This is a genomic window from Pannonibacter sp. Q-1 (assembly GCF_054073275.1).
Genome location: NZ_JBSXNB010000002.1, coordinates 184,979 through 208,974 on the forward strand (window position 1 = coordinate 184,979; position 23,996 = coordinate 208,974).

Sequence of the window (23,996 nt, forward strand, 5' to 3'; positions counted from 1 at the left end):
ATCCTCCACTTGGATGAGTTCAGACGGGATCGCCCGCCTGTTTTGCGAGGGCAGCGAAGACGGCGCCCGAATAGTCGAAATGGGTGTTGAGACTGGCCGTCAGCCCGGCGGCATCCCGCTCGCGCAGCTTGCCGATGATGGCCTGATGCTGGGCATGGGACTCGACCGTCTGCGCCGAGCGGGACTTGCCCACCTCCATGTAGAAGCGCAGCGGCACCGACAGCACCCGGTACATGCGGATGAGCACCGTGTTGCCCGTCGCCTCCACCATGGCCATGTGAAAGTCGTAGTCGTGCCCTGCGGCTTCCGAAACGGTCATGGCCCGGCGCATGCGCTCGTTGGCCTCGGTCATCTGGTCGAGATGGCTGTCCGTCACGCCAATCGCGGCCAGAGGCGCTGCGCCGGTTTCCACGATGCGGCGGAAGTTGAGCACGTCTTCCAGCGTCTTGGCGGAATTGTCGAAATGCTGGGCAAAGACGGAGAAGATCGGATCGAAATCCGGCTTGCGCACCCTGGCGCCGCGCCGCGTCTTCTCGATGAGGCCGAAGGCTTCCAGATGGATCATGGTCTCGCGCACCGTGTTGCGCGCGACGCCAAAGCGTTCGGCCAGATCCCGCTCGTTCGGCAGCAGATCCCCGACCTGCATGCGCTCCACGATCTCCCGGCGCAGAACCTCGCGAATGTCCTCGACTGCTGAAAGTCCCGCCATGGCCTCCCCTCCATTGGCTCTTGGTCCTATGGTTGGACCAAACTCGGCGCTATGAATTCACCGGCGCACGCCGGTTGTCAAGCCTTGTCAGACAAGCTGACCGGAGATTTCTGCAAGGACGCTCACGCCGGACCGGTGTCTTCCGGCCAGATCACCGAGGCCATCAGCGTGCGCCGGGCGGTGGCCAGATGGGCATCCAGCGCCGCCTCAGCCCGCTCTGCATCGCCTGCCTGAACCGCCTCGATAATGGCCACGTGCTCAGAAATTGCAGCGCGGTTGCGGTGCTGTTCGTCGCGCTTGTTCCAGCGGTAGTGGAAGTGCACGATGATGGAAATGGTGCGGCTGAAATCGATGATGAAGCGGTTGCCCGAAGAGGCGCAGAGCAGCTGATGGAAAGCTGCATCAAGCTGTGGAAAGGCATCGAGCCCCTCATCCGGCCCGGCCGCCAGAGCCTGATGCGCCAGCGACAGCGCCTGGAGCTCCCCTGCCCGCTCGCCGCCCGGTCCGCAGACGCTCATCATGCCGGCCAGCGCCTTGCGCTCGAACATCTCGCGCACGGTGAACATTTCCTCGGCAAAACCACGGGTGAAGCCCTTCAGCACCCAATGACGGTTCGGCTGCTTTTCGATCAGGCCAAAGGGCTCGAAACGGATCAGGAATTCGCGGACGGAGGCCACATTGACCCCGAAGCGGCGGGCAAGCCCCGCCTCGCTCAGCACCGTGTTGGGCCGCGGATCGCCGCGCAGCACCCAATCCAGAAACTGGCTCTCCACATGCGCCTGATGGGACAGGGTTTCTGATTCCTCGAACCAGTCGGCCGCTTCCGGCAGGCGGCGCAGGACCTTTTCGCGCCCCTCCCAGTCGAGAATCCCGGCCCCGGCCAGATGCGCCAGCACGGCGCGGACGGTGGTCCGGCTCACGCTGAGAGCCTCGGCCAGCTCTGCTTCCGAGCCCAGCCGTTCGCCGGGCGCCATTTGCTGCAAGCGATCCAGCATCAAATTCACATGCAGTTTGAAGAGGTTGCGGTTGCGCGCCACGGACAGGCCTCTGGTTTTCAACCGGGATCAACCGGATTCAGTTTGACGAAAACGGATCTTTTTCAATAAAAAACCGTAAGCGATCCAAACGCGCATTTCAAGAAACCCGGAAACTGTCCCATGTCCCTGATGAAGACCCTTGTGTGTGCCGAGCCTGGCAAGTTCGAACAAGCCCAGCGTCCGCGCCCCGAGGCAAAGCCCGGCCACGTGCGGGTAAAGATCGGCCATATCGGCATCTGCGGCACGGATTACCACATCTATGGCGGTCATCAGCCCTTCCTCGCCTATCCGCGCGTCATGGGCCACGAGCTTTCCGGCACGGCGGAGGAAGCCTCTTCCGATGGCCGGATTGCCAAGGGCGATCTCGTCGTGGTGAACCCCTACATCACCTGCGGCAAGTGCCACGCCTGCACCATCGGCAAGCCCAACTGCTGCGAGGCCATCGCGGTGCTGGGCGTCCACACGGACGGCGGCATGTGCGAGGAAATCGTGGTGCCAGAGGGCAATCTCTATCCGGCGGAAGGCCTGTCGCCAAAGGCTGCGGCCATGGTCGAGTTTCTGGCCATCGGCGCCCATGGCGTACGCCGGGGCGGCGTCAAGCGCGGCATGAGTGCGCTCATCGTCGGCGCTGGCCCCATCGGCCTTGGCGCTGCGACCTTTGCCGCCATTGAGGGCGCGGACGTCACCCTGCGCGACACGTCACAGTCGCGGCTGGATCTTGCCCGCAAGGCCCTCCCCTCCGCCCGCTATGAACTGGTGGGCGAGGAAACCCCGGGTGCCTATGACGTGGTCTTCGATGCCACCGGCAACATCAAGGCCATGAATGCAGGTCTTGCCCATGTCGCTCATGGCGGCGCCTATGTGCTGCTGTCCGTGGTCAAGGGCGATCTGGTCTTTGCCGACCCCGAGTTCCACAAGCGCGAGACGACGCTCTTCGCCAGCCGCAATGCGCTGAAGGAAGACTTCGAGCACGTGATTGCCAAGATCCGCAGCGGCGAGGTGCCGGTGGATGTGCTGGCGACTCACGAGACGAGCTTCGAGGATGCCGTGACCAACCTGCCGCTCTGGGCAGAGGACCGTGGCACGCTGATCAAGGCCATCATCAAAGTCTGAATCACAAACCGCTGCGCCGGATCAGCCTTGCGATCCGGCGCGCCGCTTCCGGCACCGGCTCGATGATGGGCACGGAAAACTGCCCCGCCAGAGCCCGTGCCGCAACGGCCAGCGGCCCGCCGCCGATGACAATGGCCTCGGCTGCATCTTCCGAAATGGCCAGATGAATGGCCTCTGCCAGCGCCGCTTCCAGCCGTGCCGGATCCGCCATCACCTGATGCACATCGCCCGCCGTCAACCGCACGGAGGTGAGATTGTCTCCAAGGCCATAGGCCTGCGCCCGCGCCTTGATCGGGGCGGCCAGATCCGGTGTCGTCGTCACCACGCAGAACCGCCGCCCGCCCTCAGCCGCTGCCAGCATGCCCGCTTCGGCAATGCCGGTGACGGGCACGGCGAGCGCTGCACGCAACGCCTCCAGCCCCGGATCGCCGAAGGCTGCCGTGATGACGCCGGAAATCCCCTCCGGCAGATGATCCGCCAGCGCCGCCACATGCGCCGCCGCTTCCGCCAGAGCCTTTGGCTCCGTGATCACCGGCGGGCCTTTCGCAACGGTCACGGGCAGAAATTCAATCTCCGGCACCGCTTCTGCCGCAAGCCGCACCATGGCCAGCGTCGTCGCCACGGTGGTGTTGGGGTTGATCAGCGCGACGCGCGGCTTCATGCCAGCCTCCTTATGCGGCAGACATGCGGCGGGTAAAGTCGAGGATCATCTCCTCCCCGCCCCTTGCCGCCACCAGAGACAGGCCGACGGGCGCGCCGTCCACGCTGGCACCGGGAATTGTCAACTCCGGCAGGCCACTGAGACCGGCAATGCAGGTGATGGGCATGGTGGCCCTGCGGTAAAGCTCCAGATCGGATTGGCTGGCATCGCGCAAAGGCGCTGGGCCGGGAGCCGTTGGCAGCAGCAGGATCACGCCGCCGGAAAGCGCCTCATCCATGGCCGCGCGGATGGCAGACCGGTCCTGTGAGACCTTGGCAAACGTTTCTTCCGAAACGGCCTTGGCCGCCGCCAGCCGCTCGCCGACGCCGGGGCCGAAGTCCGGCTGTTCTGCCTCGATCCAGTCCCCCAGCGCGCCCCAGGCCTCATAAGCCTGATGCAGGCGGAAAGTCTCGAACCAGTCGATCTCCCCATAGAGCGGGATGGCATGGGTGAGCGCAGACCCCAGCAGGCTTTCAGCCCGGGCAATACCCGGCGCGAGCGCGCTGCGCATTGCAGCATCCATCCCGCCCCAGATGGTGTCCGGCATCCACAGCCGCACCGGGGCTGTTGCATTATCCGCCTCAAGGCCGAAGACCGCGCTGATCCGCAGCATCAGATCCATCTCCCGGGCAAACCAGCCCGGCACATCGAAGCTGGGGGCGAGCGGTTTCAGCCCCGTGCCGTCAATGCGGCCATGGCCGGGACGCAAGCCGTAGAGCCCGCAGAAGGACGCAGGAATGCGCACCGAGCCGCCCGTGTCGCTGCCAAGGGCAAAGTCCACGAGGCCTGCGGCCACCGCAGAGGCCGACCCGGACGACGAGCCGCCCGGCACCCGCAGCGGCGCAGCGCTGTTCAGCGGCGTGCCCGTATGGGCATTGCTGCCGATCATGCTGTAGGCAAGCTCATCCATTTTCGTGAATCCGGCGAGCGCCGCCCCCGCATTCAGCACCGTTTGCAGCGATGGCGCCGTCACAGTGTCCGGCGCATGGCTCGCCTTCCAGGCAGGGCTCCCGTTACCAGCAACGCGGCCCGCGAAGGCGTAATTGTCCTTGGCGGCGAAGGTGAGGCCGTTCAGCGCGCCTTGGCCCGCCACCAGCGGCGTCTCCAGAACCTCGATGAAGGATTCAGCCGTATCATTGATCATGAAATCATCTTCCTCACGAGGTCAGGTCTATTCCGGCGCGCCGGGCGGCGCCCTGAATGTGGGCAGCCATGGCGCGGCAGGCGGCATCCCCGTCCAGCCGGTCCACCGCCTCCATGATGGCCAGATGCTCGGCTGCGGTTTCCACCATGCTTTCCATACGCACCATGGGCACCCACTGGCTGCTCTGGAACTCCCGCGCCATCAACCGGTGCATGGACTGGAAGATGCGGTTGCCGCAAGCCTCGACGATCAGATCATGGAACAGGGTGTCCTGCGCCGCCGCCTCGACACTGCGGCCGGTGCGGGCCGCCGCCATCAGCGCCTCGACCGAGCGCCACAGCCGCCATTTCACATCACCGGTGAGCGCAGGCATGGCCAGGCGCAGCACCTGCGGCTCCATCGCCATGCGGAATTGATAGGTCTCTTCAAGCGAATAGCCTCTGCCATGCGACCACAGATCGGCCGGCTGCAGGCCGGATGCGCCCGCAACAAAAAGCCCGCGCCGCTGCTCCACCCGCACCAGCCCCAGCGCTTCGAGCATGGAAATCGCCTCGCGCACCGATGGCCGCGATGCGCCCAGAATGCCGGCAAGATCGCGCTGGGACGGCAGGGCATCGCCCTCTTCCAGCCCTTCATCCGCAATCATCGCCTGGATCGCCCGGGCCACGCGCGCCGGAACCGAGGCGGACGCGTCCTCCTCCGGCAGCGCCAGTGTGCCGTCTGCGTCATGTGGTGAAAGAGCGGTCATGTCTGCCTAAATCTTCGCCTTGCATCAAAAATGCGCTGTTCATACGCTCATCTGGTCAGACCAGAAGGATTTGGTAGCGCACGAAAACCTGACCTTCAAGTCAAAAATTCAAATGACTTTCAGATCCTGCAAGCTCCGCAAGTCATGAAAAGTCATTCAATAAAAAACAGATTACACCTCTCAGAGAAGGAAGACATTGATGGCGTTGAAGACATTCCGAAGCGCAGCACTTGCCGCTCTTTCGCTTGCCGCCCTTGCCGGCACGTCAATGCATGCTTTGGCAGCAGGCACGCTGCGCATCGGCATGACCGCGTCGGATATCCCTCTCACCACCGGCCAGGTCGATCAGGGCGGCGAAGGCATGCGCTTCATCGGCTACACGGTCTACAATTCGCTGGTCGAATGGGATCTTTCGAGCGCCGACAAGCCTTCCGTCCTGACGCCGGGCCTTGCCACCGAATGGAGCGCCGATCCGGCCGACACCAAGAAGTGGACTTTCAAGATCCGCGAAGGCGTGAAGTTCCATGACGGCTCGGACTTCACCGCCCATGACGTGGTGTGGAACCTCGACAAGCTGCTGAAGACCGATGCGGAACAGTATGACCCGCGTCAGGCCGCACAGGGCAAGTCGCGCATTCCTGCTGTCGACACCTACCGCGCCATCGATGACTACACGCTGGAAGTCGTCACCAAGGCTCCCGATGCGACCCTGCCCTATCAGCTCGCCTGGATCTTCATGAGCTCCAAGGCCAACTGGGAAGCCAAGGGCAAGAACTGGGAAGAAGTTGCCAAGGAGCCGTCCGGCACCGGCCCGTGGAAGCTTGCCAGCTTCGTCCCGCGCGAGCGTGCAGAACTGGTGCCCAACACCGGTTACTGGGACGAAGCCCGCATCCCGAAACTCGACAAGATGGTGCTGGTGCCCCTGCCCGAGCCGAATGCCCGCACCGCGGCGCTCCTCTCCGGTCAGGTGGACTGGATCGAGGCGCCTGCCCCGGACACGATCCCGGCCATCAAGGCACAGGGCATGACGATCACCTCCAATGCCTTCCCGCACAACTGGACCTGGCACCTGTCGCGCGCCGAAGGCTCGCCCTGGAACGACATCAACGTGCGCAAGGCCGCAAACCTTGCCATCGACCGCGATGGCCTGTCCGAATTGCTGGGCGGGCTGATGATCCCGGCCAAGGGCTTCGTGCCGCCGTCCAACCAGTGGTTCGGCAAGCCCACCTTCGATGTGAAGTATGACCCGGAAGAGGCCAAGCGCCTGCTGGCGGAAGCCGGTTACGGCCCGGACAAGCCGCTGAAGGTGAAGGCGCTGATCTCGCCCTCCGGCTCCGGCCAGATGCTGCCGCTGCCCATGAACGAATACATCCAGCAGAGCCTCGCGGAAGTGGGCATCGAGGTGGAGTTCATGGTGGTGGAATGGAACCAGATGATCAACCTGTGGCGCGCCGGTGCCAAGGACCCGAGCGTCGAGGGCTCCCATTCGATCAACTTCACCTATTTCATCCAGGACCCGTTCACCGGCTTCCTGCGGCACCTGAGCTGCGACCTCGTGGCGCCGAACGGCACCAACTGGGGCCACTACTGCGACCCGGAGATGGAAGACCTGTTCAAGCAGATCAAGACCACCTTCGACCCGGAAAAGCAGGATGAGGTGATCCGCAGGACCCACGAGAAGTTCGTCAATGACGCACTGTTCCTGATGGTCACCCATGACGTTGCCCCGCGCGCCATGACCGGCAAGGTGAAGGGCTTCGTCCAGCCGCAGAACTGGTACCTGAACTTCTCCTCCATCACGATGGAATGAGGCCTTCTGCCCGGCGGGGACCTCTCCGCCGGGCAGGCTCTCCCGAGCATTTGCCACGATCCCGGCCGCAAGAGCCGGGACGCAAAAGACACCGGTTTCCCGAGAAGAGCGGCCCCCGCCCATGTTCATCTATCTTCTGCGCCGTCTGATCTATGTGCTGCCGGTCGCCATCGGCGTCAGCCTGATCTGCTTCCTCCTGGTGCATATCGCCCCCGGCGACCCGCTGACGGCGATCATGCCCGTGGATGCAACACAGGAACAGCAGGCGGCCATGCGCTCGGCCTACGGGCTCGACAAGCCCCTGCCCGTGCAATACGGCATCTGGGTCGGCAAGGTCGTGACCGGTGATCTCGGCAAGTCCATCGCCACGGGCCGTCCGGTGGCGCAGGAGGTGTTCGGCGCGGTCAAGAACTCCATGCTGCTCGCCTTCATGGCCAGCCTGATTGCCTTTCCCATCGGCCTGACGCTGGGCTTCCTTGCCGGATACTGGCGCGGCACCGCCTTTGACCGGCTGGTGACGGGCGTTGCCATCACCGGCGTCTCCGTGCCCAATTACTGGCTCGGCATCGTGCTGGTGATCATTTTCTCCGTCCAGCTCGGCTGGCTTCCGGCCATGGGCGCAGGGCCAGGCGGTTCGGGCGAGTGGGTCTGGGACCTTGAGCACCTGAAATATCTGATCCTGCCCTCGGTCACGCTTGCGGTCGTGCCCATCGGGCTGGTGGCCCGCACCGTGCGGGCGCTGGTGGGCGACATCCTCACCATGGATTTCGTGCAGGCGCTCTATGCCAAGGGCATGCGCCACCGCGAGGTGCTGCGCCACGTGCTGTGGAATGCCGCCCCCACCGCGCTCTCCGTCATGGGCCTGCAGCTTGGCTATCTGCTCGGCGGCTCGATCCTGATCGAGACCGTGTTCAACTGGCCCGGCTCCGGCTTTCTCCTGTCCAACGCCATCTTCCAGCGCGATCTGCCGCTGCTGCAGGGCACGATCCTGGTGCTCGCCATGTTCTTCGTCACCATGAACCTCCTCGTCGACGTGGCACAGGCCGCCATCGACCCGCGCATCAAGAGGGCCTGAGCCATGACCGTGACAAGCCCTGCCACCACTCCAGCCGTGACCGCCGCACCCGTTGTACAGTCCGCTCCCGGTTACTGGTCCGGCGTCGCCCGCCGCTTCCTGCGCGACCGGCTGGCCGTCATCTGCCTCGTCATCCTGATGACGCTCATTCTGGCCGCCATCTTCGCCCCGTATCTGGGCCTTGCCGACCCCTACAAGGCCAGCATGATCCGCCGCCTCAAGCCCATCGGCTTCGACGGTCATCCGCTCGGCACCGACGAACAGGGCCGCGACATGCTGGCCCGGCTCATCTACGGCGGCCGCCTCACCCTGTTTGTCGGGCTGATGCCGGTCGTCTTCGCCTTCTTCATCGGCTCGGCGCTAGGCATCATCGCCGGCTATGCGGGCGGCTGGCTCAACACGGTGATCATGCGCACCGTGGACGTCTTCTTCGCGTTTCCCTCCGTGCTGCTGGCCATCGCCATTTCCAGCGCGCTGGGCGCGGGCATCGTCAACAGCCTGGTGTCGCTCACCATCGTCTTCATTCCGCCCATCGCCCGCGTTGCCGAAAGCGCCACCGCCAGCGTGCGCTCGCTCGACTATATCGATGCGGCAAGAGCGAGCGGCGGCGGGGCGCTGACCATCATCCGCGCCCATGTGATCAGCAACGTCATCGGCCCGATCTTCGTCTATGCCACCAGCCTCACCAGCGTGTGCATGATCCTCGCCGCCGGCCTCTCCTTCCTCGGCATCGGCGTGCGCCCGCCCGAACCGGAATGGGGCCTGATGCTCAACACCCTGCGCACGGCGATCTACGTGAACCCCTATGTCGCCGCCCTGCCCGGCCTGATGATCTTTGCCACCTCCCTCTGCCTCAACCTGCTCAGCGACGGCCTGCGCAGCGCCATGAACGTCAAGGACTGAGGAGCACGCAAATGACAGCCACCAACGCCTTGAACGCAGAAACTCTTGCGCAGACCGAAGACAGGGGTGGCCCGGCCCAGCCCCTGCTGATGGCGCAGAACTTGACCAAGCACTTCCCCATCCGCTCCGGCCTTCTCAACCGGCGCACCGGCACGGTGCATGCGGTGGATGACGTTTCATTCCATGTGAAAAAAGGCGAGACGCTCGGCATCGTCGGCGAGTCCGGCTGCGGCAAGTCCACCACCGCCCGCCTCTTGATCGGACTCATCCCGCATGATGCCGGGCAGATCGTCTTTGACGGCGAGGCGCTAGGCGCGGAACTGGCGCTGAAGGACCTGCGGCGCGGCGTGCAGATGGTGTTTCAGGACAGCTACGCCTCGCTCAACCCGCGCCTCACCATCCTCGACTCCATCGCCTTCGGCCCGAAACTGCATGGCATGGACGATCCGGAGGGGCGCGCCCGCAGCCTGATGGAAAAGGTGGGGCTTGATCCTGCCCGCTTTGCCCACCGCTACCCGCACGAACTCTCCGGCGGCCAGCGTCAGCGCATCAACATAGCCCGGGCACTGGCCATGGCCCCGCGCCTCGTGATCCTCGACGAGGCCGTCTCCGCCCTCGACAAGTCGGTGGAAGCGCAGGTGCTGAACCTGCTCAACGACCTCAAGGCAGAGCTGGGCCTCACCTATGTTTTCATTTCCCATGATCTGAATGTGGTGCGCTACATTTCCGACCGGGTGATGGTGATGTATCTGGGCGAAGTGGTGGAAATCGGACCTGCAGAGAGCATCTACGAGCGGCAGGCCCACCCCTATACCGCCTCGCTCTTTGCCGCCATGCCCTCCATGGACCCGGACAACCGCACCATGGAACCGCCGCTTGCAGGCGATCCGCCCAACCCGATCAACCCGCCCACCGGCTGCCGTTTCCACACCCGCTGCCGCTTTGCCGAAGGCGTCTGCGCTGCGGCCAAACCTGCCCTTGCCGCCCTTCCTGGCGCGGAAGACCACATGGCCGCCTGCCACATGCTGGAGCCCGCCTCCGGCCACAGCCTTGCCGTGAAGGAGGCCGCAGAATGACGAGCACAGTGACCGGCACAGCGACTGGCACAATGACCACCGCCGCCCCCCTGATGGAATTCGACAATCTCACCGTCCGCTTCAAGGGTGAGCGTACGGTCCATGCCATCAACGGCGTCAGCCTGACCCTGCAGCAGGGCGAAACGCTTGGGCTGCTGGGCGAATCCGGCTCCGGCAAGAGCGTGACGCTGAAGACGCTGCTGCGTCTGCTGCCGCCGCGCCGGACGGACATCGAAGGCAGCGTGCGGGTGAATGGCACCGACGTGATGAAGCTGCAGGGCGCAGCCCTTTCCGCCTTCCGGGGCAGCGAAGTCTCCATGGTGTTCCAGGAACCGGCGCTGGCGCTCGATCCGGTCTTCACCATCGGCGACCAGATCGCCGAAACCGTGATGCGCCACAAGGGCGTGAGCAAACTGGCCGCCATGGATGTGGCGCTGGACATGCTCACCCGCGTGCGCATTCCCTCGCCCGAGCGGCGGCTGAAGAACTATCCGCATGAAATGTCCGGCGGCATGCGCCAGCGCGCCATGATCGCCCTCGCCCTCGCCTGCCGCCCGAAGCTGCTGCTGGCCGACGAGCCGACCACCGCCCTTGATGCCACCGTGCAGATCCAGATCCTGCTGCTGCTGCGCGAATTGCAGAAGGAATTCGGCATGGGCGTCATTTTCGTCACCCATGACATCGGCGTTGCCATCGAGGTGTCGGACCGGATCGCGGTCATGTATGCGGGCAATATCGTGGAGATGGGCCCGGCGCGCGAGATCATCCGCAACCCGCAGCATCCCTACACGCGCGGCCTTCTGGCGGCAAACCTGCATGATGTGGTCAAGGGCCAGCGGCTTGACGCCATTCCCGGCTCCCCGCCCGCGCTGGAGACGAAACCCGTCTCCTGCTCCTTCGCCCCGCGCTGTGCTTTTGCAACCGACATCTGCCGGGCGCAGAAGCCGGAGCTTGTCCCGGCCAATGGCCTACCCACCCACGTCTCCGCCTGCTTCCACCCGCAGGCGGCAAACGTGGCAGCTTGAGCCCTCCTCCCGAGCCGTCCCCGCCGTGTGCGGGGACCTGTCGGAGAGGCAAGGCATTGCGCCCCTCTCAGGCGTCGCCCCAGCCTTCGAGCCGGGGCCCACTCGCTCGTGGAGAGCTGCCGCGTTTGAAGTCGAGCGGCAGCGGGACGGTGTCAGCCTCTGCCTTGCGTTTTATCCGCACCTCTCTGGAAGCGAGTAGACCCCGGATCTGCGCTCCGCTCCGTCCGGGGCGACGCCTGAGTATGCGGCGCGGTTGGGCTTCCAGCTGCTACTGCGCGTTCTCCATGATCAGATCGGTCATTTCAAAACGGATGACATCAACGAGCCCGAGATCGGAAATGCGCAGTTCGGGGATCACGACAAGCGCCAGCAGCGAGTGCTGCATGTAGGCGTTGTTGAGGGTGCAACCGCAGGCCGCCATGGCCTCCACCATCGCCGCCGCCTTCGCAGCAACATCCACGGCGGGGCAGTCAGACATGAGCCCGGCGATGGGCAGTTCCACCAGCGCCAGTTCCTTGCCGTCCTTCCAGACGGTGACACCGCCGCCTACCTCGCCCAGACGGTTGGCCGCCTTTGCCATCATCTGCCGGCTGGTGCCGACGACGATCATGTGATGGCTGTCATGAGCAACGGTCGAGGCAATCGCCATGTCTCCCGTGTAGCCAAAGCCGGAAACAAAGCCGTTGACCACCTTGCCCGTGGCACGGTGGCGCTCCACCAGCGCGATCTGGCAGACTTCGCCTTCCGCTTCCACCAGCCCGCCGGAGACGGGAAGCTCCGCCGTCAGGGCCTTGGTGGGGGCCTGATTTTCGACGACACCGATGACGCGGGCCTTCACCGCAATAGCTCCGGCAGGCGCGGGAATGGCGAAATCGGCAGCCTCCAGCACCTTGCCGAGCCGCACGGTCTCGCGGGCGCTTTGCGGCCAGTCATAATGCGGGCACTCCGCCAGCAGCTTGCCCCCCTGCGCCACCAGAACGCCGCGGGCATAGACATCCTCGATGGGCAGATCGGTAAGACTGGAGGTGAGGATCACATCCGCCCGCCGGCCCGGCGCGATGGAGCCAAGCTCCCGCTCCAGGCCGAAGTGGGAGGCCGTGTTGATCGTGGCCATCTGCAGCGCGATCACCGGATCGCAGCCGCAGGCGATCGCATGGCGCACCACCCGGTTCATGTGGCCATCATTGACCAAGGTCCCGGAGTGGCAGTCATCGGTGCACAGGATGAAGTTGCGCGGATCGAGCCCCTTCTGCGTCACCGCCGTGATCTGGCTTTCCACGTCGTACCAGGCCGAGCCCAGCCTCATCATGGAGCGCATGCCCTGACGAACGCGGGCTATGGCATCGGATTCCGCCGTGCCCTCATGATCATCCGCCGCGCCGCCCGCCACATAGGCGTGGAAGGGAATGCCCCGGTCGGGGCTGGCATAATGGCCGCCAACCGTCTTTCCGGCGGCCATGGTCGCGGCCATTTCCGCCAGCATCTGCGGGTCGCCGTTGATGACGCCCGGATAGTTCATCATCTCGCCAAGGCCGATGATGCCGGGCCAGCTCATGGCCTCCGCCACGTCTTCGGCGGAAATCTCGAAGCCCGTCGTCTCCAACCCCGGAGCCGACGGCGCGCAGGAGGGCATCTGCGTGAACATGTTGATGGGCTGGAGCAGCGATTCGTCATGCATCATCTTCACGCCCGCCAGCCCCAGCACATTCGCGATCTCGTGCGGGTCGTGAAAGATCGTCGTGGTGCCATGGGGAATGACAGCGGCGGCGAACTCCGCCGGGGTCAGCATGCCGCTCTCCACATGCATGTGGCCATCGAGCAGCCCGGGAAGAAGGAAGCGCCCGTCCGCTTCCACCACCTTCGTGCCTTCGCCGATGCAGTGCGAGGCATCAGGGCCCACATAGGCAAAACGGCCCTCGCTGACCGCCACCTGCCAGCCGTCGAGGATTTCCCGGCTCTGCACGTTGACGAGCCGCCCGCCCCGGATGACGAGATCCGCAGGCGCCCGCCCCGCCGCCACCGCCACGAGCTTCGGAGCCGTTTCGGCCCAGGATTTGAAGGTGGACTGGCTCATGGCGGCAAACTCCTGAAAGAACTGACTGTTGCGCCATGGTTCGGTGCGGCGCCCCGGCTGTCAAGCCACAGACCGGCCCAAGAAACAACCGGCAATTGATCTGGCGCAAGGATGATACCGCCTCATCGCTGGCACCTTCTTGGCAAGCCGCTGCCCGGGAACTCCTGTTTCCGCGCGGTGCAGCCATTTCCTGCTGGACGGAAGGAGACAGCACATGTCTGCAAAGATGAAAGCAGCCGTCGTCAGGGCTTTCGGAGCCCCGCTCGACATCAGCGAGGTGCAGAAGCCGGAAGCAACGGCGGGCAAGATCGTCGTCAAGATGATGGCGAGCGGCGTCTGCCACACTGATCTTCATGCCGCCGAAGGCGACTGGCCGGTGAAGCCCAATCCCCCGTTCATTCCGGGCCATGAAGGCGTCGGCTACATCTGCGAGGTCGGCTCCGGCGTCAAGGGCGTCAAGGAAGGCGACCGGGTGGGCGTGCCCTGGCTGCATTCGGCCTGCGGCCATTGCAAGCATTGCATGGGCGGCTGGGAAACCCTGTGCCACGACCAGCACAACACCGGCTACAGCGTCAACGGCGGCTTTGCCGAATATGTGCTGGCCGATCCGGACTATGTGGGCCACCTGCCCGACGGCCTCGAATTTGCCCCCGCAGCGCCCGTGCTCTGTGCCGGTGTCACGGTCTACAAGGGCCTGAAGGAAACCGAGACAAAGCCCGGCGAAACCGTGGTCATCGTCGGTGTCGGCGGCCTTGGCCACATGGCCGTGCAATATGCCCGGGCCATGGGCATGAAGGTGATTGCCGTCGATATCAGCGACGACAAGCTGAAGCTCGCCAGCAGCCTTGGCGCCGATCTGACGATCAACGCACTGACCACCGATCCAGTGGCCGAGGTACAGAAGCTGGGCGGCGCGGAAGGCGTGCTCGTCACTGCCGTCTCCACCAAGTCCTTTGCGCAAGGCTTCGGCATGCTGGCCCGGCGCGGCACCATGGCCCTGTGCGGCCTGCCCCCCGGCGATTTCCCGCTGCCGATCTTCGACACGGTGCTCAACCGCAAGACCATTCGCGGCTCCATCGTCGGCACGCGCAATGACCTTGCCGAATCCCTCGCCTTTGCTGCCGACGGCAAGGTGAAGGCGCATTACGCCATGGACAAGCTCGACAACATCAATGCGATCTTTGACAAGATGCGCGCCGGACAGATCGACGGCCGCATTGTCATGGACATTTCCTGAAGACCCCAACCTTCAGGAGATCCCTCCGGCCGCGGGGCCGGTGCATGAAGGACAGGCAACCGGGTTGTCTCACGGCAACAAGCTGCCTATAGTCCCGCGTGCACCGGGGCCGGAGGGTTTCTTTTCAGAAGCGAGGCTGCGGTGCGCCTCCGCCGTGACGTTCCCCGACCCGCAGCACCCCCGTGTCCCGACCAGACCCTGCCCCTGAACAGACAGGCCCGGAAGCCTCCGGCACAGAAAATGCGCGCGCCCTGACGCCGGACGTGCTGCGCCGCATTGCCTTTGGCGCGCTGCTCGGGGCTGCGGGCGGCATCCTGTTCTGGCTGGCCCATATGCCGCTGCCGTGGATGCTGGGCTCCATGCTCTTCACCATGGTGGCATCGATCTTTGGCGCACCGATCCTGCCGCCGAACCGCATCCGCCCTGCTCTTGTGGCGGTCATCGGCGTGCTGCTCGGCTCCGGCTTTTCGCCCGCCCTCATGGGACAGCTCGGCGACTGGGCCATCTCGCTTGGCCTGCTGGCGCTTTATCTCGTTGTCTCCGGCGTGCTGGCCGTTCCCTTCTACATGAAGGTGGGCGGCTTTGACCGCATCACCGCCTTCTGCTCCGGCATGCCGGGCGGGCTGATGGAAATGGTCAGCCTCGGCAAGGATCTGGGCGGCGACGAGCGCAAGATCATTCTGGCGCATGCGGCCCGCATCGTCGTCACCATCAGCCTTATTTCCTTCTGGTTCCGCATCATCGAGGGCCAGAACGTGGGCACAGCCATCACCAAGGGCGGCAGCCCGTCCTGGCAGGACCTTGCCATCCTCGCGGCCTGCGGCGTCATCGGCGCCTTCGTGGCACTGAAACTGCGCCTGCCTGCTGCCACCCTCGTCGGCCCCATGCTGCTGAGTGCCGCCGTCCATGTCACCGGCATCACCACCAGCGCCCCGCCGCAGGGACTGGTGATCGCCTGTCAGGTGCTGATGGGCACCATCATGGGCTGCCGGTTTCTGGGAGCCGGGCGGCGCGAGGTGATCCACGCCGTCTCCCTCAGCTTCGGCGCCACCTTGATGACCCTGCTGGTGACCTTGCTGTTTGCGCTCGTTTTCGGCGCCTTCATCGGCCAGACCACCTCGCAGATCGTGCTGGCCTATGCGCCCGGCGGCCTCACCGAGATGAGCCTCATCGCCCTCGCCATGAAGGCAGAAGTCGCCTATGTGGCCAGCCACCACATCACCCGCATCGTGCTGCTGATTTCCTTCGCGCCGCTGGTTCTCTCCCTCATCGACCGCCGCCCGCCCGGCCGCATCAAGCCTCGGGACTGATCCCTTCTGCCTGGCGGTCCGGGCCTGAATTGAGGAGGGCCGGCCAGACACCGGAATGCGGACGCAGCAAGCCGGTTCCTGACGGCAAAACGGGCTGGGTAAAAATTGGCGGCCCAAAAGCCTCCGCGTCACGGCCCTGTCACCTAAAGCAGCTATCACGCAATTCATTCGAATGAATTGGAGGCCTTGATGGCGCGTGAAACGTGGCAATCGATCCGGGACCGGCTTGCTGCTGATATTCTGTCTGGCAGCCTCGCGCCGGGAGCGCAACTGCCGACCGAACCGGAACTCTGTGCCGAATTTGGAGCAGGCCGCCATTCCGTGCGCCGCGCCATCGCTGCGCTGGCCGTTGAAGGCAAGCTGCGGGTTGAGCAGGGACGCGGGACCTTCGTCGAGAGCGCACCGCTCATCAACTACCAGATCGGCCACCGGACCCGTTTCCGCCAGAACCTCCTGAGCCAGGGCGTCACGCCCGCAGGCGAACAGGTCTCCGATGACGTGATCCCTGCGCCGCGCCGGGTTGCCGAAGCCCTTGAACTGCCGGCAGGCACGCCGGTCCACCGTATGATGCGCCTTGGCCTTGCCGATGGCGTGCCGCTCAGTCTTGGTGTTGTCTATCATTCGCAGGCGCTTTTCCCCGATATGGCCGGGCAGCGCCGCGCCGGGCAATCCGTGACGGATGTCTACCGCGCCCATGGCATCACGGACTATCTGCGCAAGCGCACCACCATCTACGCCCGCCGCCCGACGGCCGAAGAAGCGCGCCTGTTGAAGCAGCACCCGGATCAGCCGGTTCTGGCCGTGACCAAGACCGATGTGGATCTGACCGGACGGCCCATCGGTTACTCGCAGGCCATCTGGGCCGCCAACCGCGTGCAATTCACCTTCGATCTTCCACCCGAAACCGGGAGCCCGGACCAGGATGACTGACACTGCCATAAACGCTGGCATTGAGACTGGCATGAGTGAGGGCATGAGTGAGGGCATGGGCCCGGCTCTTGCCTCCCCTGACGCCGCCGCACCCGCCGGTCACGGCGCCATGCTGACCGCCCTGTCCCACGGCTGTGCGGACAAGGTGAAAGGTTTCGCCGAAAGCCTTCTGCCCTCTCTCGGCGCCATTGACGTGCTGTGCAGCCGCACCGGCCTCGTCATGCTGCCCTTCCGCGACACGGTCAAGGGCACCGACTTCCACCTCGGCGAGGTTCTGGTGGCCGAAGCCGAGGTCCGCCTGACCGCCCACGGCTCGACCGGCTATGGCATGGTCACCGGCCGTGATCTTGAATGGGCCATGGCCATGGCCCTCATCGACGCTGCAGCCTCTGCCGGGATCGAGCCCGCAGCCATCAGCGCCTTCGTTGCCGAAACCATCGCCACCAATGCCGCCCGCGACCGGCAAAGCCTTTGCGCCATCGAGGCGACACGCGTCGACATGGAAACCTTCTGATCCCCCTATCCCTCAAGGAGGCCCGGTCATGGGTGCCCTGCCCGCCAGTTCACATGCCCTCATCACCGCGCCGTTGCGGGGTGAGGATGAAATCCGCGACAATGCCGCCTTCGAGGCGATCCTCTGGGCGCTGAGCCGCCCCGGTGACGTGCGCCATCTGCCCGAACCCGGTACGCGCACCATCCTTCTCGCGCTCATCGACCGGGAATGCCGGGTCCATGCCGATGATCCGGTGATTGCCGGGCTCGCAGTGCAGACGGGTGCAACGCTTGCCCCGCTGCATGAGGCCTGCCACGTGTTCCTGCAACTGGGCCCTGACGCAAATGCGGCCCGGCTTGCCGCCCTGAAGACCGGCTCCACGCTCTACCCGGACGAGGGCGCAACCGTTGTCACCGAAGCCCGCCTGGGCGAAGGCCGGCGCCTGCGCCTGTCGGGTCCAGGCATCGAAACCACGCGCGAGATCGCCGTCGCTGGCCTGCCGCAGGGCTTTTTTGCCCTGCGCAATGACCTGTGCCGCTACCCGCTCGGCTTTGATCTCTTCATTGCCGATGGCAGCAAGGTGATGGGCCTGCCGCGCTCAACCCGGATCGAGGTGCTCTGATGGCTTATGTCGCAACCCGTGGCGGGGAAAGGGCTATTGACCAGTCCGAGAGGCTCTACAGGGCCGGAATGGGCACCATTGGCGCGGAGCGCGTCGCGGAGATCCGCCAGTCCCTGCCCTGGCTGATCGGCCGGGTCATGGGCGAGGCCTCGCTTTATGAGGAAGATCTGGCCGCGCTGGCGCTGGCCCAGTCCGGCGGCGACCTTTATGAGGCCGTGCTGCTGCTGCGGGCCTGGCGCACCACGCAGCCGCGCCTTGCCATTGCCGAAACGGTGGCGCAGGATCAGCTCTTCACCCACCGCCGCATCTCTGCCGCCTTCAAGGATATTCCCGGCGGCCAGATCCTTGGGCCTTCGCTCGACTATTCCCACCGCCTGCTGGCCACCGGCGTGCTGGAAGGCCGGCCCCTTGTGCCGGAGCCGGTTGAGCCGGCGCCTCTGCCCGCTCCCGCCCGCCAGCCGTCTCTGGCCGCCTGGCAGAAGGCGCAGGGCCTCGTCGCCGATCCGGCGCGCGAAGAGGTGGCACCGGACGATATTCCCGACCTGACGCGCGAGCCGCTGCTGTTCCCGGCCAAACGCGCCCACACGCTGCAGAGTCTCGCCCGGGCCGACACCGGCGGCGTTCTGGCGCTGGGCTATTCCGCCATGCGCGGCTACGGCAACGCGCATCCGACGGTCAACGAACTGCGCCTTGCGGAAGCGGAGGTGAGCGTCCGTCATCCGTGCGGCACCCTGTTCAGCGCCGGACGGGTCAAGGTCTCTCAGGCCGAAGTCACCTCCAAGGGCAAGTCGGGCCAGCTCGACCTTGGCTTCTGCGCCACGCTGGGCTGGAACGAGATCAAGGTCATCGCCGGAGCGACCCTCGACCTCAACGCCCCGGATGCGCCGCAGAATTCGCCGGTGAACGAGGAATTCTTCCTCTATCACACCGAGCCGGTGGAGGCCTCCGGCTTCTGCATCCACTTCAAGCTGCCCCACTATGTCACCTTCCAGTCGGCGCTGGATGCCCTGCGCGACGCCAAGTCGAAGGCCACCGGGGGGAATGCTGCCGGGGCGAAGACGGCACCCGATCCCGTATCTGCCGCCGTATCTGGCGCCGCACCGGAGCCGGCCATCACCGGGGAGATTTCCGCATGACCAGCCTTGCCAGCCTGACCAAACCCTGGGAGGCGTTCTCCTACGGCTTCCTGGATGCCTCCGCCAAGCGTGAACTGCGCCGCAAGATGCTGAAGGCCGTCGCCGTGCCCGGCTGCCAGATGCCCTATGCCAGCCGCGAGGTGCCCATTGCCCGCGGCTGGGGAACCGGCGGCCTGCAGGTGACGCTGACGCTGCTGAAGCCGTCATCCGTCGTCAAGGTCATCGACCAGGGCGCCGATGACAGCGTCAACGCCGCTTCGATCCGTAAGTTCCTCGCCCGCGTCTCGGGCGCTGGTGAGACCTGGGACACGGGCGAAGCCACCATCCTGCAGTCCCGCCACAGGGTGCCGGAGGAAATCCTGCGGGAGGACCAGATCCTCGTCCTGCAGGTGCCGAACCCGGAACCCTTGCGCCCCGTCGAGCCGAACATGTCGGTGGCCCGGCAGATGCACGCCGATGCCGACTATGGCCGCCTCTGGCTGACACTTTACGAGCAGATGGTCCGCTCCGGCCGCATCATGCAGGGCGCGGCCTATCCCAGCCTTGTCAACGGCCGCCATGTGATGACGCCCTCGCCGGTCCCGCGCTGGGATGTGCCGAAGCTTCACATGGCGCGGCATCTGACCTTCCTTTCCGCCGGCCGCGAGAAGCGCCTTTATGCCGTGCCGCCCTATACGAGGGTGGAGCCGCTGGTCTTCTCGGATGTGCCCTACAAGGTCGAGGAGCACCAGCCGCTCACCTGCCACCGCTCCGGCGTGACAGGCTATTTCATGAACGAGATCCCGCAGGACGATGGCGGCTCATCCTTCGAGGTGTCCGACAGCCATTTCGGCATCAAGGCCATCCGCCGCAGCGAAGGCGAAGCCGTCCCGGACATCGGGACCTGGTACAAGAACGGGGAGTTCCGCCCATGACCGTCCAAAGCCCCGCTCAGCGCATCGAGGCCGCGCCCCGGCTGATGACCGTTCCCCCGCTCCTCACCATGCGCGGCATTACCCGCCGCTTTGGCGGGGTCACCGCCCTCGACGGCGTTGATGCCACCGTCTATCCGGGCGAAGTTCTGGGCATCGTCGGCGAGAGCGGCTCGGGCAAGTCGACGCTGCTGCGCATGATGAACCTCGAGGACACGCCCGGCAGCGGCACCTATCACCTCAATCTGCCTGGCCCCGCCGGAGCGGATCTGACCGGCAACCTGTTCGACCTCGGCCGGTTCGAGCGCCGGATGCTCTGCGCCCGCAACATCGGCATCGTCTACCAGAACCCGCACCTCGGCCTGCTGATGCGCCACTCCTCATCGGGCAATGTGGCCGAACGGCTGCTGGTGGCCGGGGAGCGCAGCTTCAAGGTGCTGCGCGGCAAGGCAAGGGATGCACTCGACGCCTCGGAATTCCCGCTGGAGCGCATGGATGCCCGGCCCATCGAACTGTCCGGCGGCATGCAGCAGCGCGTCCAGCTCGCCAAGGCCATCGCGCTGGAACCCTCGCTGCTGCTGCTCGACGAGCCCACCACCGGCCTCGATGTCTCGGTGCAGGCGCTGGTGCTGGACACGCTGAAGCGGCTTCAGCGTGACCGCGCCATCACCATGGTCATCGTCTCGCATGATCTGGGCGTCATCCACACCATGGCAGACCGCGTCATGGTGATGCGCCGTGGCAAGGTGGTGGAACAGGGGCTAGTCGACCAGGTGTTCCAGGATCCGCAGCACGAGTACACCCAGCAGCTCGTGCAGGCCAAACTTTGACAACAAGGAACCAGTCCGCATGACCCCGCTTCTCGACGTGGAAGGTTTGTCAAAGCGCTTCCACATGTATCACCTCGACCAGGAACTGCACGCCTTCAGCGGCATTTCCTTCCGCCTTCATGCCGGTGAGTTCCTGCTGCTGCGGGGCGAAAACGGGGCTGGCAAATCCACCCTGTTGCGCACGCTCTACCGCAGCTACCTGCCGCAGGCCGGGCACATCTGGTACGCGGCCGGCGAAGGCCGCATCGACCTTGCAACAGCCGCCGATGTCGACATCACCCTGCTGCGGCGCCGTGACATCGGCTTCGTCACCCAGTTCCTGACCGCGCGCCCGCGCGTTGCCGCCGACGAGATCGTCGCCGAACCGCTGCGCCGGGCGGGCATGGCCAGAGCCGAGGCCCTTGACGAGGCACACCGCAGGCTTGAAGAATTCGGCGTGAAACGCGATCTGTGGCGCGCCTATCCCACCACGTTTTCCGGCGGCGAACAGCAGAAGGTCAACCTTGCCCGTGCGCTGATCCTGCCGCAGAAGCTCCTGCTTCTGGACGAGCCAACCGCCTCGCTCGATGCCGGCGCCCGCGCTGCCCTGGTACGGCGGCTGGCGGATCTGAAGGCCGGCGGTGTCGCCATGATCGGTGTTTTCCATCACCCGGGTGATGTGGCGGGCCTGATCGACCGGGAAATCCTCCTCACCACCCAGACTGTGCCGGAAACGGCAGTCCCCTACGCGCCTGCGGCAACCGGAGAACTTGATCATGTGGCTGTCTGACTTTCGCATTGTCACCCCGAACGAGGTGATCGAACACGGCTCCCTGCGGATCGAGGATGGCTGCATCGCCGAGTTGCGCGATACTCCGGTTGCGGGCGCAGAGCTTGAGGGGAACGACCTGCTGCTGCTGCCCGGCTTTGTCGACATGCATGGCGACATGGTGGAACGCGAGGTCGAGCCGCGCCCGAATGTACCGATGCCGCTGGAACTGGGGCTGCGCGATCTTGACCGGCGCCTCGCCGGATCCGGTTTCACCACTGCCTATGCCGCCCTCTCCTTCAGCCCCATGTCCACCTACGGGCATCTGCGCAGCTATGAACACACCAGCGCCGTGATCCGCAAGCTGAAGGCCATGCGGCACATGCTCAATGTCGATCACCGCGTCCATGCCCGTTTCGAGATCACCTTCCCCAAGGCACTCAGCGTCATCGAGGAACTGATCACGGAGGGGACCGTCGATCTCATTTCGCTCACCGACCACACGCCCGGCCAGGGCCAGTACCGCGACATCGAGCGGCACGTGCAGAAGATGGCCCGGGAAAGGGGCCTGAGCCGCGAAGAAGCGGCCGAGGCCATCGCCCGCCGCATCGAAGAGCGGACGCAGCCGGCAAGCGTTCTGGCCGAAACGCTCGAAGCCATTTCCAGCCTGTGCAGGGCGCATGGTGTCGCCCTTGCCAGCCATGACGACGACACAACGGACAAGGTGGAACTGATGCATGGCCTCGGCGTGGTCATCAGCGAATTCCCGGTGACGCTGGAGGCTGCGGCCGAAGCGCGCCGCCGCGGGCTGGCCACGGCCATGGGTGCCCCCAACGCCCTGCGCGGCCAGTCCTACTCCGGCAATCTCTCGGCCCGCGAAGCCCATGCCGCGGGTCTTCTCGACATGCTGGCCTCCGACTATCACCCCTCGGCCATGCTTCCGGCCCTGCTGGAACTCGCCGGAACAGACCGGGATGGCCTTCCCGGCGCCGTGCGTCTGGCAACCCTCAACCCCGCAAAAGCCCTCGGCCTCGACGATCGCGGCAGCATCGAAACCGGCCGCCTGGCAGACCTTGTCATTGCAGATGATGCAGGTATTGGCCATGTGCGGGCCACGCTGCGCCAGGGCCGGTTCATCTACTCCGGCGGCCATCTCGGGGCATGCGCAAAGGCGGCTTGAGCCGCGCCTGCGGTGCCGCCACCTGCGGCGGCACCGTTCCTCTCATACCAAGGCTTTCGATGCTGACGCATCACGCCTTGAAAATGCTCAAGCGCCGCACGGGCTTAACCAATGCTCGATGAGTCAAGCTTATCGAGCATTGGTTAAGCCCGTTCTTGCCGGACGGGCCCGGCGCTGCGTCCAGCGCACCAGCGTGTCGAAGTGCATGTCCATCCGCGTCTCGCCCGAAAGGCCATGGGACGCGCAGATGTCCCGAAAATCCGCCATCACCCGCGACAGGCCAAGACGGCGGACAACAGTCCAGACCACTGCCCGCGTCAGATAGAAATCGATCAGTTCCCGCGCTGTAAAGGCGCGGGACCAGGGCCAGCGCCGGCTGTGCGCGGTCAGGAAACCGTCCAGTCCCGACAGTTCCTCATGGCTCGGCTCCTTGCGCTGCTCCCGGGCTTCCAGCTCCGCACTGTTGGGATAGTGTTTCCAAACATAAGCGTCGAACCCGTCAAAGATCTGCCCCGGCCTGCGCCGGTTGCGCACAACCGCCAGAATGCCGCCCGGCGACAGGATCCGCGCCGCCTCGGCGTAGAATTTCGGCCGGTCGAACCAATGCACGGCCGAACAGGCCACCACCAGCGAGGCAAAATCCGGCGGCAGGCTCAGCTGCTCGGCCGGGGCACCGATGATCTGCACCTGCGGCGTATTGCGGAACCGGCGCATGAGCACGTGGCGCATGTCCTCTCCCGGCTCTGCCGCAATGACGCTCCAGCCATCACCAAGGCCGGTGAGCAGATCGCCCGTCGAATTGCCCGGCCCCGCCCCCACATCCACGGCCACCTTCAGCCCGGAGCGGGCCGGACAGATCCGCGCCAGATGCGCAAACACCGCAGGTGGATACCCGGGACGGCCGGCCTCATAGAACTCGGCCAGTCCCTCGAACTGATGCGCTGTCTCGATCATTGCCTTTTCCTGACGCACCGGCCCGGCAAATGGCATGGAGCCGGCGGACAGTGTGAAAATTGGTTCGAATGACTTTCCGCCGTTTACATGACAGTTCAGCGAAGGACAGATGAACCTTTCATTGCAGCAAGCCCCCGCCGTCAGCCCGGCGCACGGTCTAACCTATTGGATTGATGAGTTTAAACCGGGCTTCAGCCACCGCCTGAAAGACTTTCCGCGGCGGGAGCAACG

Annotated in this window: 23 protein-coding genes; 16 read left to right on the top strand and 7 right to left on the bottom strand. The window is 65.2% G+C overall.

Features of this window, described 5'->3' with window-relative positions; all coding sequences use genetic code 11:
* Window positions 1–19: 19 nt before the first annotated feature.
* Together ACVNHC_RS04810 and ACVNHC_RS04815 are read right to left on the bottom strand one after the other, a co-directional pair.
* Window positions 20–709 (bottom strand): FadR/GntR family transcriptional regulator, encoded by a 690-nt coding sequence (locus ACVNHC_RS04810; protein ID WP_457166581.1) that lies wholly within the window; start codon window positions 707–709, stop codon window positions 20–22.
* Window positions 710–831: 122 nt separating this feature from the next.
* Complete coding sequence (locus tag ACVNHC_RS04815) at window positions 832–1,704, bottom strand: GntR family transcriptional regulator (RefSeq protein WP_457166582.1); 873 nt, start codon at window positions 1,702–1,704, stop codon at window positions 832–834.
* A gap of 171 nt (window positions 1,705–1,875) precedes the next feature.
* On the opposite strand from ACVNHC_RS04815, the gene ACVNHC_RS04820 reads away from it, so the two are divergent.
* A complete protein-coding gene (locus ACVNHC_RS04820) occupies window positions 1,876–2,859 on the top strand; it encodes a zinc-binding alcohol dehydrogenase family protein (protein WP_457166908.1) in 984 nt (327 codons plus the stop codon).
* 1 nt (window position 2,860) lies between these two features.
* Here ACVNHC_RS04820 and ACVNHC_RS04825 read toward each other — a convergent pair whose 3' ends face one another.
* From ACVNHC_RS04825 to ACVNHC_RS04835, 3 genes are read right to left on the bottom strand one after another with little or no spacing between them, the layout of a single operon-like run.
* Entirely contained in the window at window positions 2,861–3,520 is a 660-nt protein-coding gene (locus ACVNHC_RS04825) for an aspartate/glutamate racemase family protein (protein WP_457166583.1), read from the bottom strand.
* A 10-nt stretch (window positions 3,521–3,530) separates the two neighbouring features.
* Window positions 3,531–4,703 carry an amidase gene (locus ACVNHC_RS04830; protein WP_457166584.1) on the bottom strand — a complete coding sequence of 391 codons (1,173 nt, stop codon included), beginning with the start codon at window positions 4,701–4,703 and terminating at the stop codon, window positions 3,531–3,533.
* Window positions 4,704–4,716: 13 nt separating this feature from the next.
* Window positions 4,717–5,451, bottom strand: coding sequence for a FadR/GntR family transcriptional regulator (locus ACVNHC_RS04835; RefSeq protein ID WP_058899917.1), 735 nt, complete (start codon window positions 5,449–5,451; stop codon window positions 4,717–4,719).
* A 199-nt stretch (window positions 5,452–5,650) separates the two neighbouring features.
* On the opposite strand from ACVNHC_RS04835, the gene ACVNHC_RS04840 reads away from it, so the two are divergent.
* The 5 genes from ACVNHC_RS04840 (at window position 5,651) to ACVNHC_RS04860 (ending at window position 11,340) form a co-directional block, all read left to right on the top strand.
* Window positions 5,651–7,261, top strand: coding sequence for an ABC transporter substrate-binding protein (locus tag ACVNHC_RS04840; protein ID WP_457166585.1), 1,611 nt, complete (start codon window positions 5,651–5,653; stop codon window positions 7,259–7,261).
* A 121-nt stretch (window positions 7,262–7,382) separates the two neighbouring features.
* Entirely contained in the window at window positions 7,383–8,336 is a 954-nt protein-coding gene (locus ACVNHC_RS04845; RefSeq protein WP_058899919.1) for an ABC transporter permease, read from the top strand.
* A gap of 3 nt (window positions 8,337–8,339) precedes the next feature.
* Window positions 8,340–9,239, top strand: coding sequence for an ABC transporter permease (locus ACVNHC_RS04850; RefSeq protein WP_457166586.1), 900 nt, complete (start codon window positions 8,340–8,342; stop codon window positions 9,237–9,239).
* 11 nt (window positions 9,240–9,250) lie between these two features.
* A complete protein-coding gene (locus ACVNHC_RS04855) occupies window positions 9,251–10,315 on the top strand; it encodes an ABC transporter ATP-binding protein (protein WP_457166587.1) in 1,065 nt (354 codons plus the stop codon).
* Window positions 10,312–11,340: an ABC transporter ATP-binding protein gene (locus ACVNHC_RS04860; RefSeq protein WP_247653330.1), complete on the top strand. Its 1,029-nt coding sequence runs from the start codon at window positions 10,312–10,314 to the stop codon at window positions 11,338–11,340. The genes ACVNHC_RS04855 and ACVNHC_RS04860 overlap by 4 nt, the downstream gene beginning before the upstream one ends.
* A gap of 268 nt (window positions 11,341–11,608) precedes the next feature.
* On the opposite strand, the gene ACVNHC_RS04865 is transcribed toward ACVNHC_RS04860, so the two are convergent.
* Window positions 11,609–13,414: an adenine deaminase gene (locus ACVNHC_RS04865; RefSeq protein ID WP_457166588.1), complete on the bottom strand. Its 1,806-nt coding sequence runs from the start codon at window positions 13,412–13,414 to the stop codon at window positions 11,609–11,611.
* A gap of 214 nt (window positions 13,415–13,628) precedes the next feature.
* Between ACVNHC_RS04865 and ACVNHC_RS04870 the strand changes: the two genes are divergently transcribed.
* From ACVNHC_RS04870 to ACVNHC_RS04915, 10 genes are all read left to right on the top strand, one after another.
* Window positions 13,629–14,651, top strand: coding sequence for a zinc-dependent alcohol dehydrogenase (locus ACVNHC_RS04870; protein ID WP_457166589.1), 1,023 nt, complete (start codon window positions 13,629–13,631; stop codon window positions 14,649–14,651).
* A gap of 182 nt (window positions 14,652–14,833) precedes the next feature.
* Complete coding sequence (locus ACVNHC_RS04875; RefSeq protein WP_208982570.1) at window positions 14,834–15,961, top strand: AbrB family transcriptional regulator; 1,128 nt, start codon at window positions 14,834–14,836, stop codon at window positions 15,959–15,961.
* A gap of 189 nt (window positions 15,962–16,150) precedes the next feature.
* The gene (gene phnF, locus ACVNHC_RS04880; protein ID WP_050471595.1) at window positions 16,151–16,891 is read left to right on the top strand and encodes a phosphonate metabolism transcriptional regulator PhnF; all 741 of its coding nucleotides are present in this window, start codon (window positions 16,151–16,153) and stop codon (window positions 16,889–16,891) included.
* A gap of 31 nt (window positions 16,892–16,922) precedes the next feature.
* Window positions 16,923–17,405 (top strand): phosphonate C-P lyase system protein PhnG, encoded by a 483-nt coding sequence (locus ACVNHC_RS04885; RefSeq protein ID WP_457166590.1) that lies wholly within the window; start codon window positions 16,923–16,925, stop codon window positions 17,403–17,405.
* A 28-nt stretch (window positions 17,406–17,433) separates the two neighbouring features.
* Window positions 17,434–18,006 (top strand): phosphonate C-P lyase system protein PhnH, encoded by a 573-nt coding sequence (gene phnH / locus ACVNHC_RS04890; RefSeq protein WP_457166591.1) that lies wholly within the window; start codon window positions 17,434–17,436, stop codon window positions 18,004–18,006.
* The gene (locus ACVNHC_RS04895) at window positions 18,006–19,142 is read left to right on the top strand and encodes a carbon-phosphorus lyase complex subunit PhnI (protein ID WP_457166592.1); all 1,137 of its coding nucleotides are present in this window, start codon (window positions 18,006–18,008) and stop codon (window positions 19,140–19,142) included. The genes phnH and ACVNHC_RS04895 overlap by 1 nt, the downstream gene beginning before the upstream one ends.
* Window positions 19,139–20,056, top strand: coding sequence for an alpha-D-ribose 1-methylphosphonate 5-phosphate C-P-lyase PhnJ (locus ACVNHC_RS04900; RefSeq protein WP_457166593.1), 918 nt, complete (start codon window positions 19,139–19,141; stop codon window positions 20,054–20,056). The genes ACVNHC_RS04895 and ACVNHC_RS04900 overlap by 4 nt, the downstream gene beginning before the upstream one ends.
* Entirely contained in the window at window positions 20,053–20,883 is an 831-nt protein-coding gene (locus tag ACVNHC_RS04905) for an ATP-binding cassette domain-containing protein (protein ID WP_457166594.1), read from the top strand. Before ACVNHC_RS04900 ends, ACVNHC_RS04905 begins: the two co-directional genes overlap by 4 nt.
* 19 nt (window positions 20,884–20,902) lie before the next feature.
* Window positions 20,903–21,652: a phosphonate C-P lyase system protein PhnL gene (locus ACVNHC_RS04910; protein WP_457166595.1), complete on the top strand. Its 750-nt coding sequence runs from the start codon at window positions 20,903–20,905 to the stop codon at window positions 21,650–21,652.
* A complete protein-coding gene (locus ACVNHC_RS04915) occupies window positions 21,639–22,811 on the top strand; it encodes an alpha-D-ribose 1-methylphosphonate 5-triphosphate diphosphatase (RefSeq protein WP_457166596.1) in 1,173 nt (390 codons plus the stop codon). Before ACVNHC_RS04910 ends, ACVNHC_RS04915 begins: the two co-directional genes overlap by 14 nt.
* 129 nt (window positions 22,812–22,940) lie before the next feature.
* Here ACVNHC_RS04915 and ACVNHC_RS04920 read toward each other — a convergent pair whose 3' ends face one another.
* Window positions 22,941–23,765: a class I SAM-dependent methyltransferase gene (locus ACVNHC_RS04920; protein ID WP_457166597.1), complete on the bottom strand. Its 825-nt coding sequence runs from the start codon at window positions 23,763–23,765 to the stop codon at window positions 22,941–22,943.
* Window positions 23,766–23,996 lie beyond the last annotated feature (231 nt).

What these genes read in the sequence shown, in the direction of transcription:
- ACVNHC_RS04810 (WP_457166581.1), bottom strand. Translation starts at nt 709, where the DNA reads ATGGCGGGACTTTCAGCAGTCGAGGACATTCGCGAGGTTCTGCGCCGG.
- ACVNHC_RS04815 (WP_457166582.1), bottom strand. Translation starts at nt 1,704, where the DNA reads ATGCTGGATCGCTTGCAGCAAATGGCGCCCGGCGAACGGCTGGGCTCG.
- ACVNHC_RS04820 (WP_457166908.1), top strand. Translation starts at nt 1,876, where the DNA reads ATGAAGACCCTTGTGTGTGCCGAGCCTGGCAAGTTCGAACAAGCCCAG.
- ACVNHC_RS04825 (WP_457166583.1), bottom strand. Translation starts at nt 3,520, where the DNA reads ATGAAGCCGCGCGTCGCGCTGATCAACCCCAACACCACCGTGGCGACG.
- ACVNHC_RS04830 (WP_457166584.1), bottom strand. Translation starts at nt 4,703, where the DNA reads ATGATCAATGATACGGCTGAATCCTTCATCGAGGTTCTGGAGACGCCG.
- ACVNHC_RS04835 (WP_058899917.1), bottom strand. Translation starts at nt 5,451, where the DNA reads ATGACCGCTCTTTCACCACATGACGCAGACGGCACACTGGCGCTGCCG.
- ACVNHC_RS04840 (WP_457166585.1), top strand. Translation starts at nt 5,651, where the DNA reads ATGGCGTTGAAGACATTCCGAAGCGCAGCACTTGCCGCTCTTTCGCTT.
- ACVNHC_RS04845 (WP_058899919.1), top strand. Translation starts at nt 7,383, where the DNA reads ATGTTCATCTATCTTCTGCGCCGTCTGATCTATGTGCTGCCGGTCGCC.
- ACVNHC_RS04850 (WP_457166586.1), top strand. Translation starts at nt 8,340, where the DNA reads ATGACCGTGACAAGCCCTGCCACCACTCCAGCCGTGACCGCCGCACCC.
- ACVNHC_RS04855 (WP_457166587.1), top strand. Translation starts at nt 9,251, where the DNA reads ATGACAGCCACCAACGCCTTGAACGCAGAAACTCTTGCGCAGACCGAA.
- ACVNHC_RS04860 (WP_247653330.1), top strand. Translation starts at nt 10,312, where the DNA reads ATGACGAGCACAGTGACCGGCACAGCGACTGGCACAATGACCACCGCC.
- ACVNHC_RS04865 (WP_457166588.1), bottom strand. Translation starts at nt 13,414, where the DNA reads ATGAGCCAGTCCACCTTCAAATCCTGGGCCGAAACGGCTCCGAAGCTC.
- ACVNHC_RS04870 (WP_457166589.1), top strand. Translation starts at nt 13,629, where the DNA reads ATGTCTGCAAAGATGAAAGCAGCCGTCGTCAGGGCTTTCGGAGCCCCG.
- phnF (WP_050471595.1), top strand. Translation starts at nt 16,151, where the DNA reads ATGGCGCGTGAAACGTGGCAATCGATCCGGGACCGGCTTGCTGCTGAT.
- ACVNHC_RS04885 (WP_457166590.1), top strand. Translation starts at nt 16,923, where the DNA reads ATGAGTGAGGGCATGAGTGAGGGCATGGGCCCGGCTCTTGCCTCCCCT.
- phnH (WP_457166591.1), top strand. Translation starts at nt 17,434, where the DNA reads ATGGGTGCCCTGCCCGCCAGTTCACATGCCCTCATCACCGCGCCGTTG.
- ACVNHC_RS04895 (WP_457166592.1), top strand. Translation starts at nt 18,006, where the DNA reads ATGGCTTATGTCGCAACCCGTGGCGGGGAAAGGGCTATTGACCAGTCC.
- ACVNHC_RS04900 (WP_457166593.1), top strand. Translation starts at nt 19,139, where the DNA reads ATGACCAGCCTTGCCAGCCTGACCAAACCCTGGGAGGCGTTCTCCTAC.
- ACVNHC_RS04905 (WP_457166594.1), top strand. Translation starts at nt 20,053, where the DNA reads ATGACCGTCCAAAGCCCCGCTCAGCGCATCGAGGCCGCGCCCCGGCTG.
- ACVNHC_RS04910 (WP_457166595.1), top strand. Translation starts at nt 20,903, where the DNA reads ATGACCCCGCTTCTCGACGTGGAAGGTTTGTCAAAGCGCTTCCACATG.
- ACVNHC_RS04915 (WP_457166596.1), top strand. Translation starts at nt 21,639, where the DNA reads ATGTGGCTGTCTGACTTTCGCATTGTCACCCCGAACGAGGTGATCGAA.
- ACVNHC_RS04920 (WP_457166597.1), bottom strand. Translation starts at nt 23,765, where the DNA reads ATGATCGAGACAGCGCATCAGTTCGAGGGACTGGCCGAGTTCTATGAG.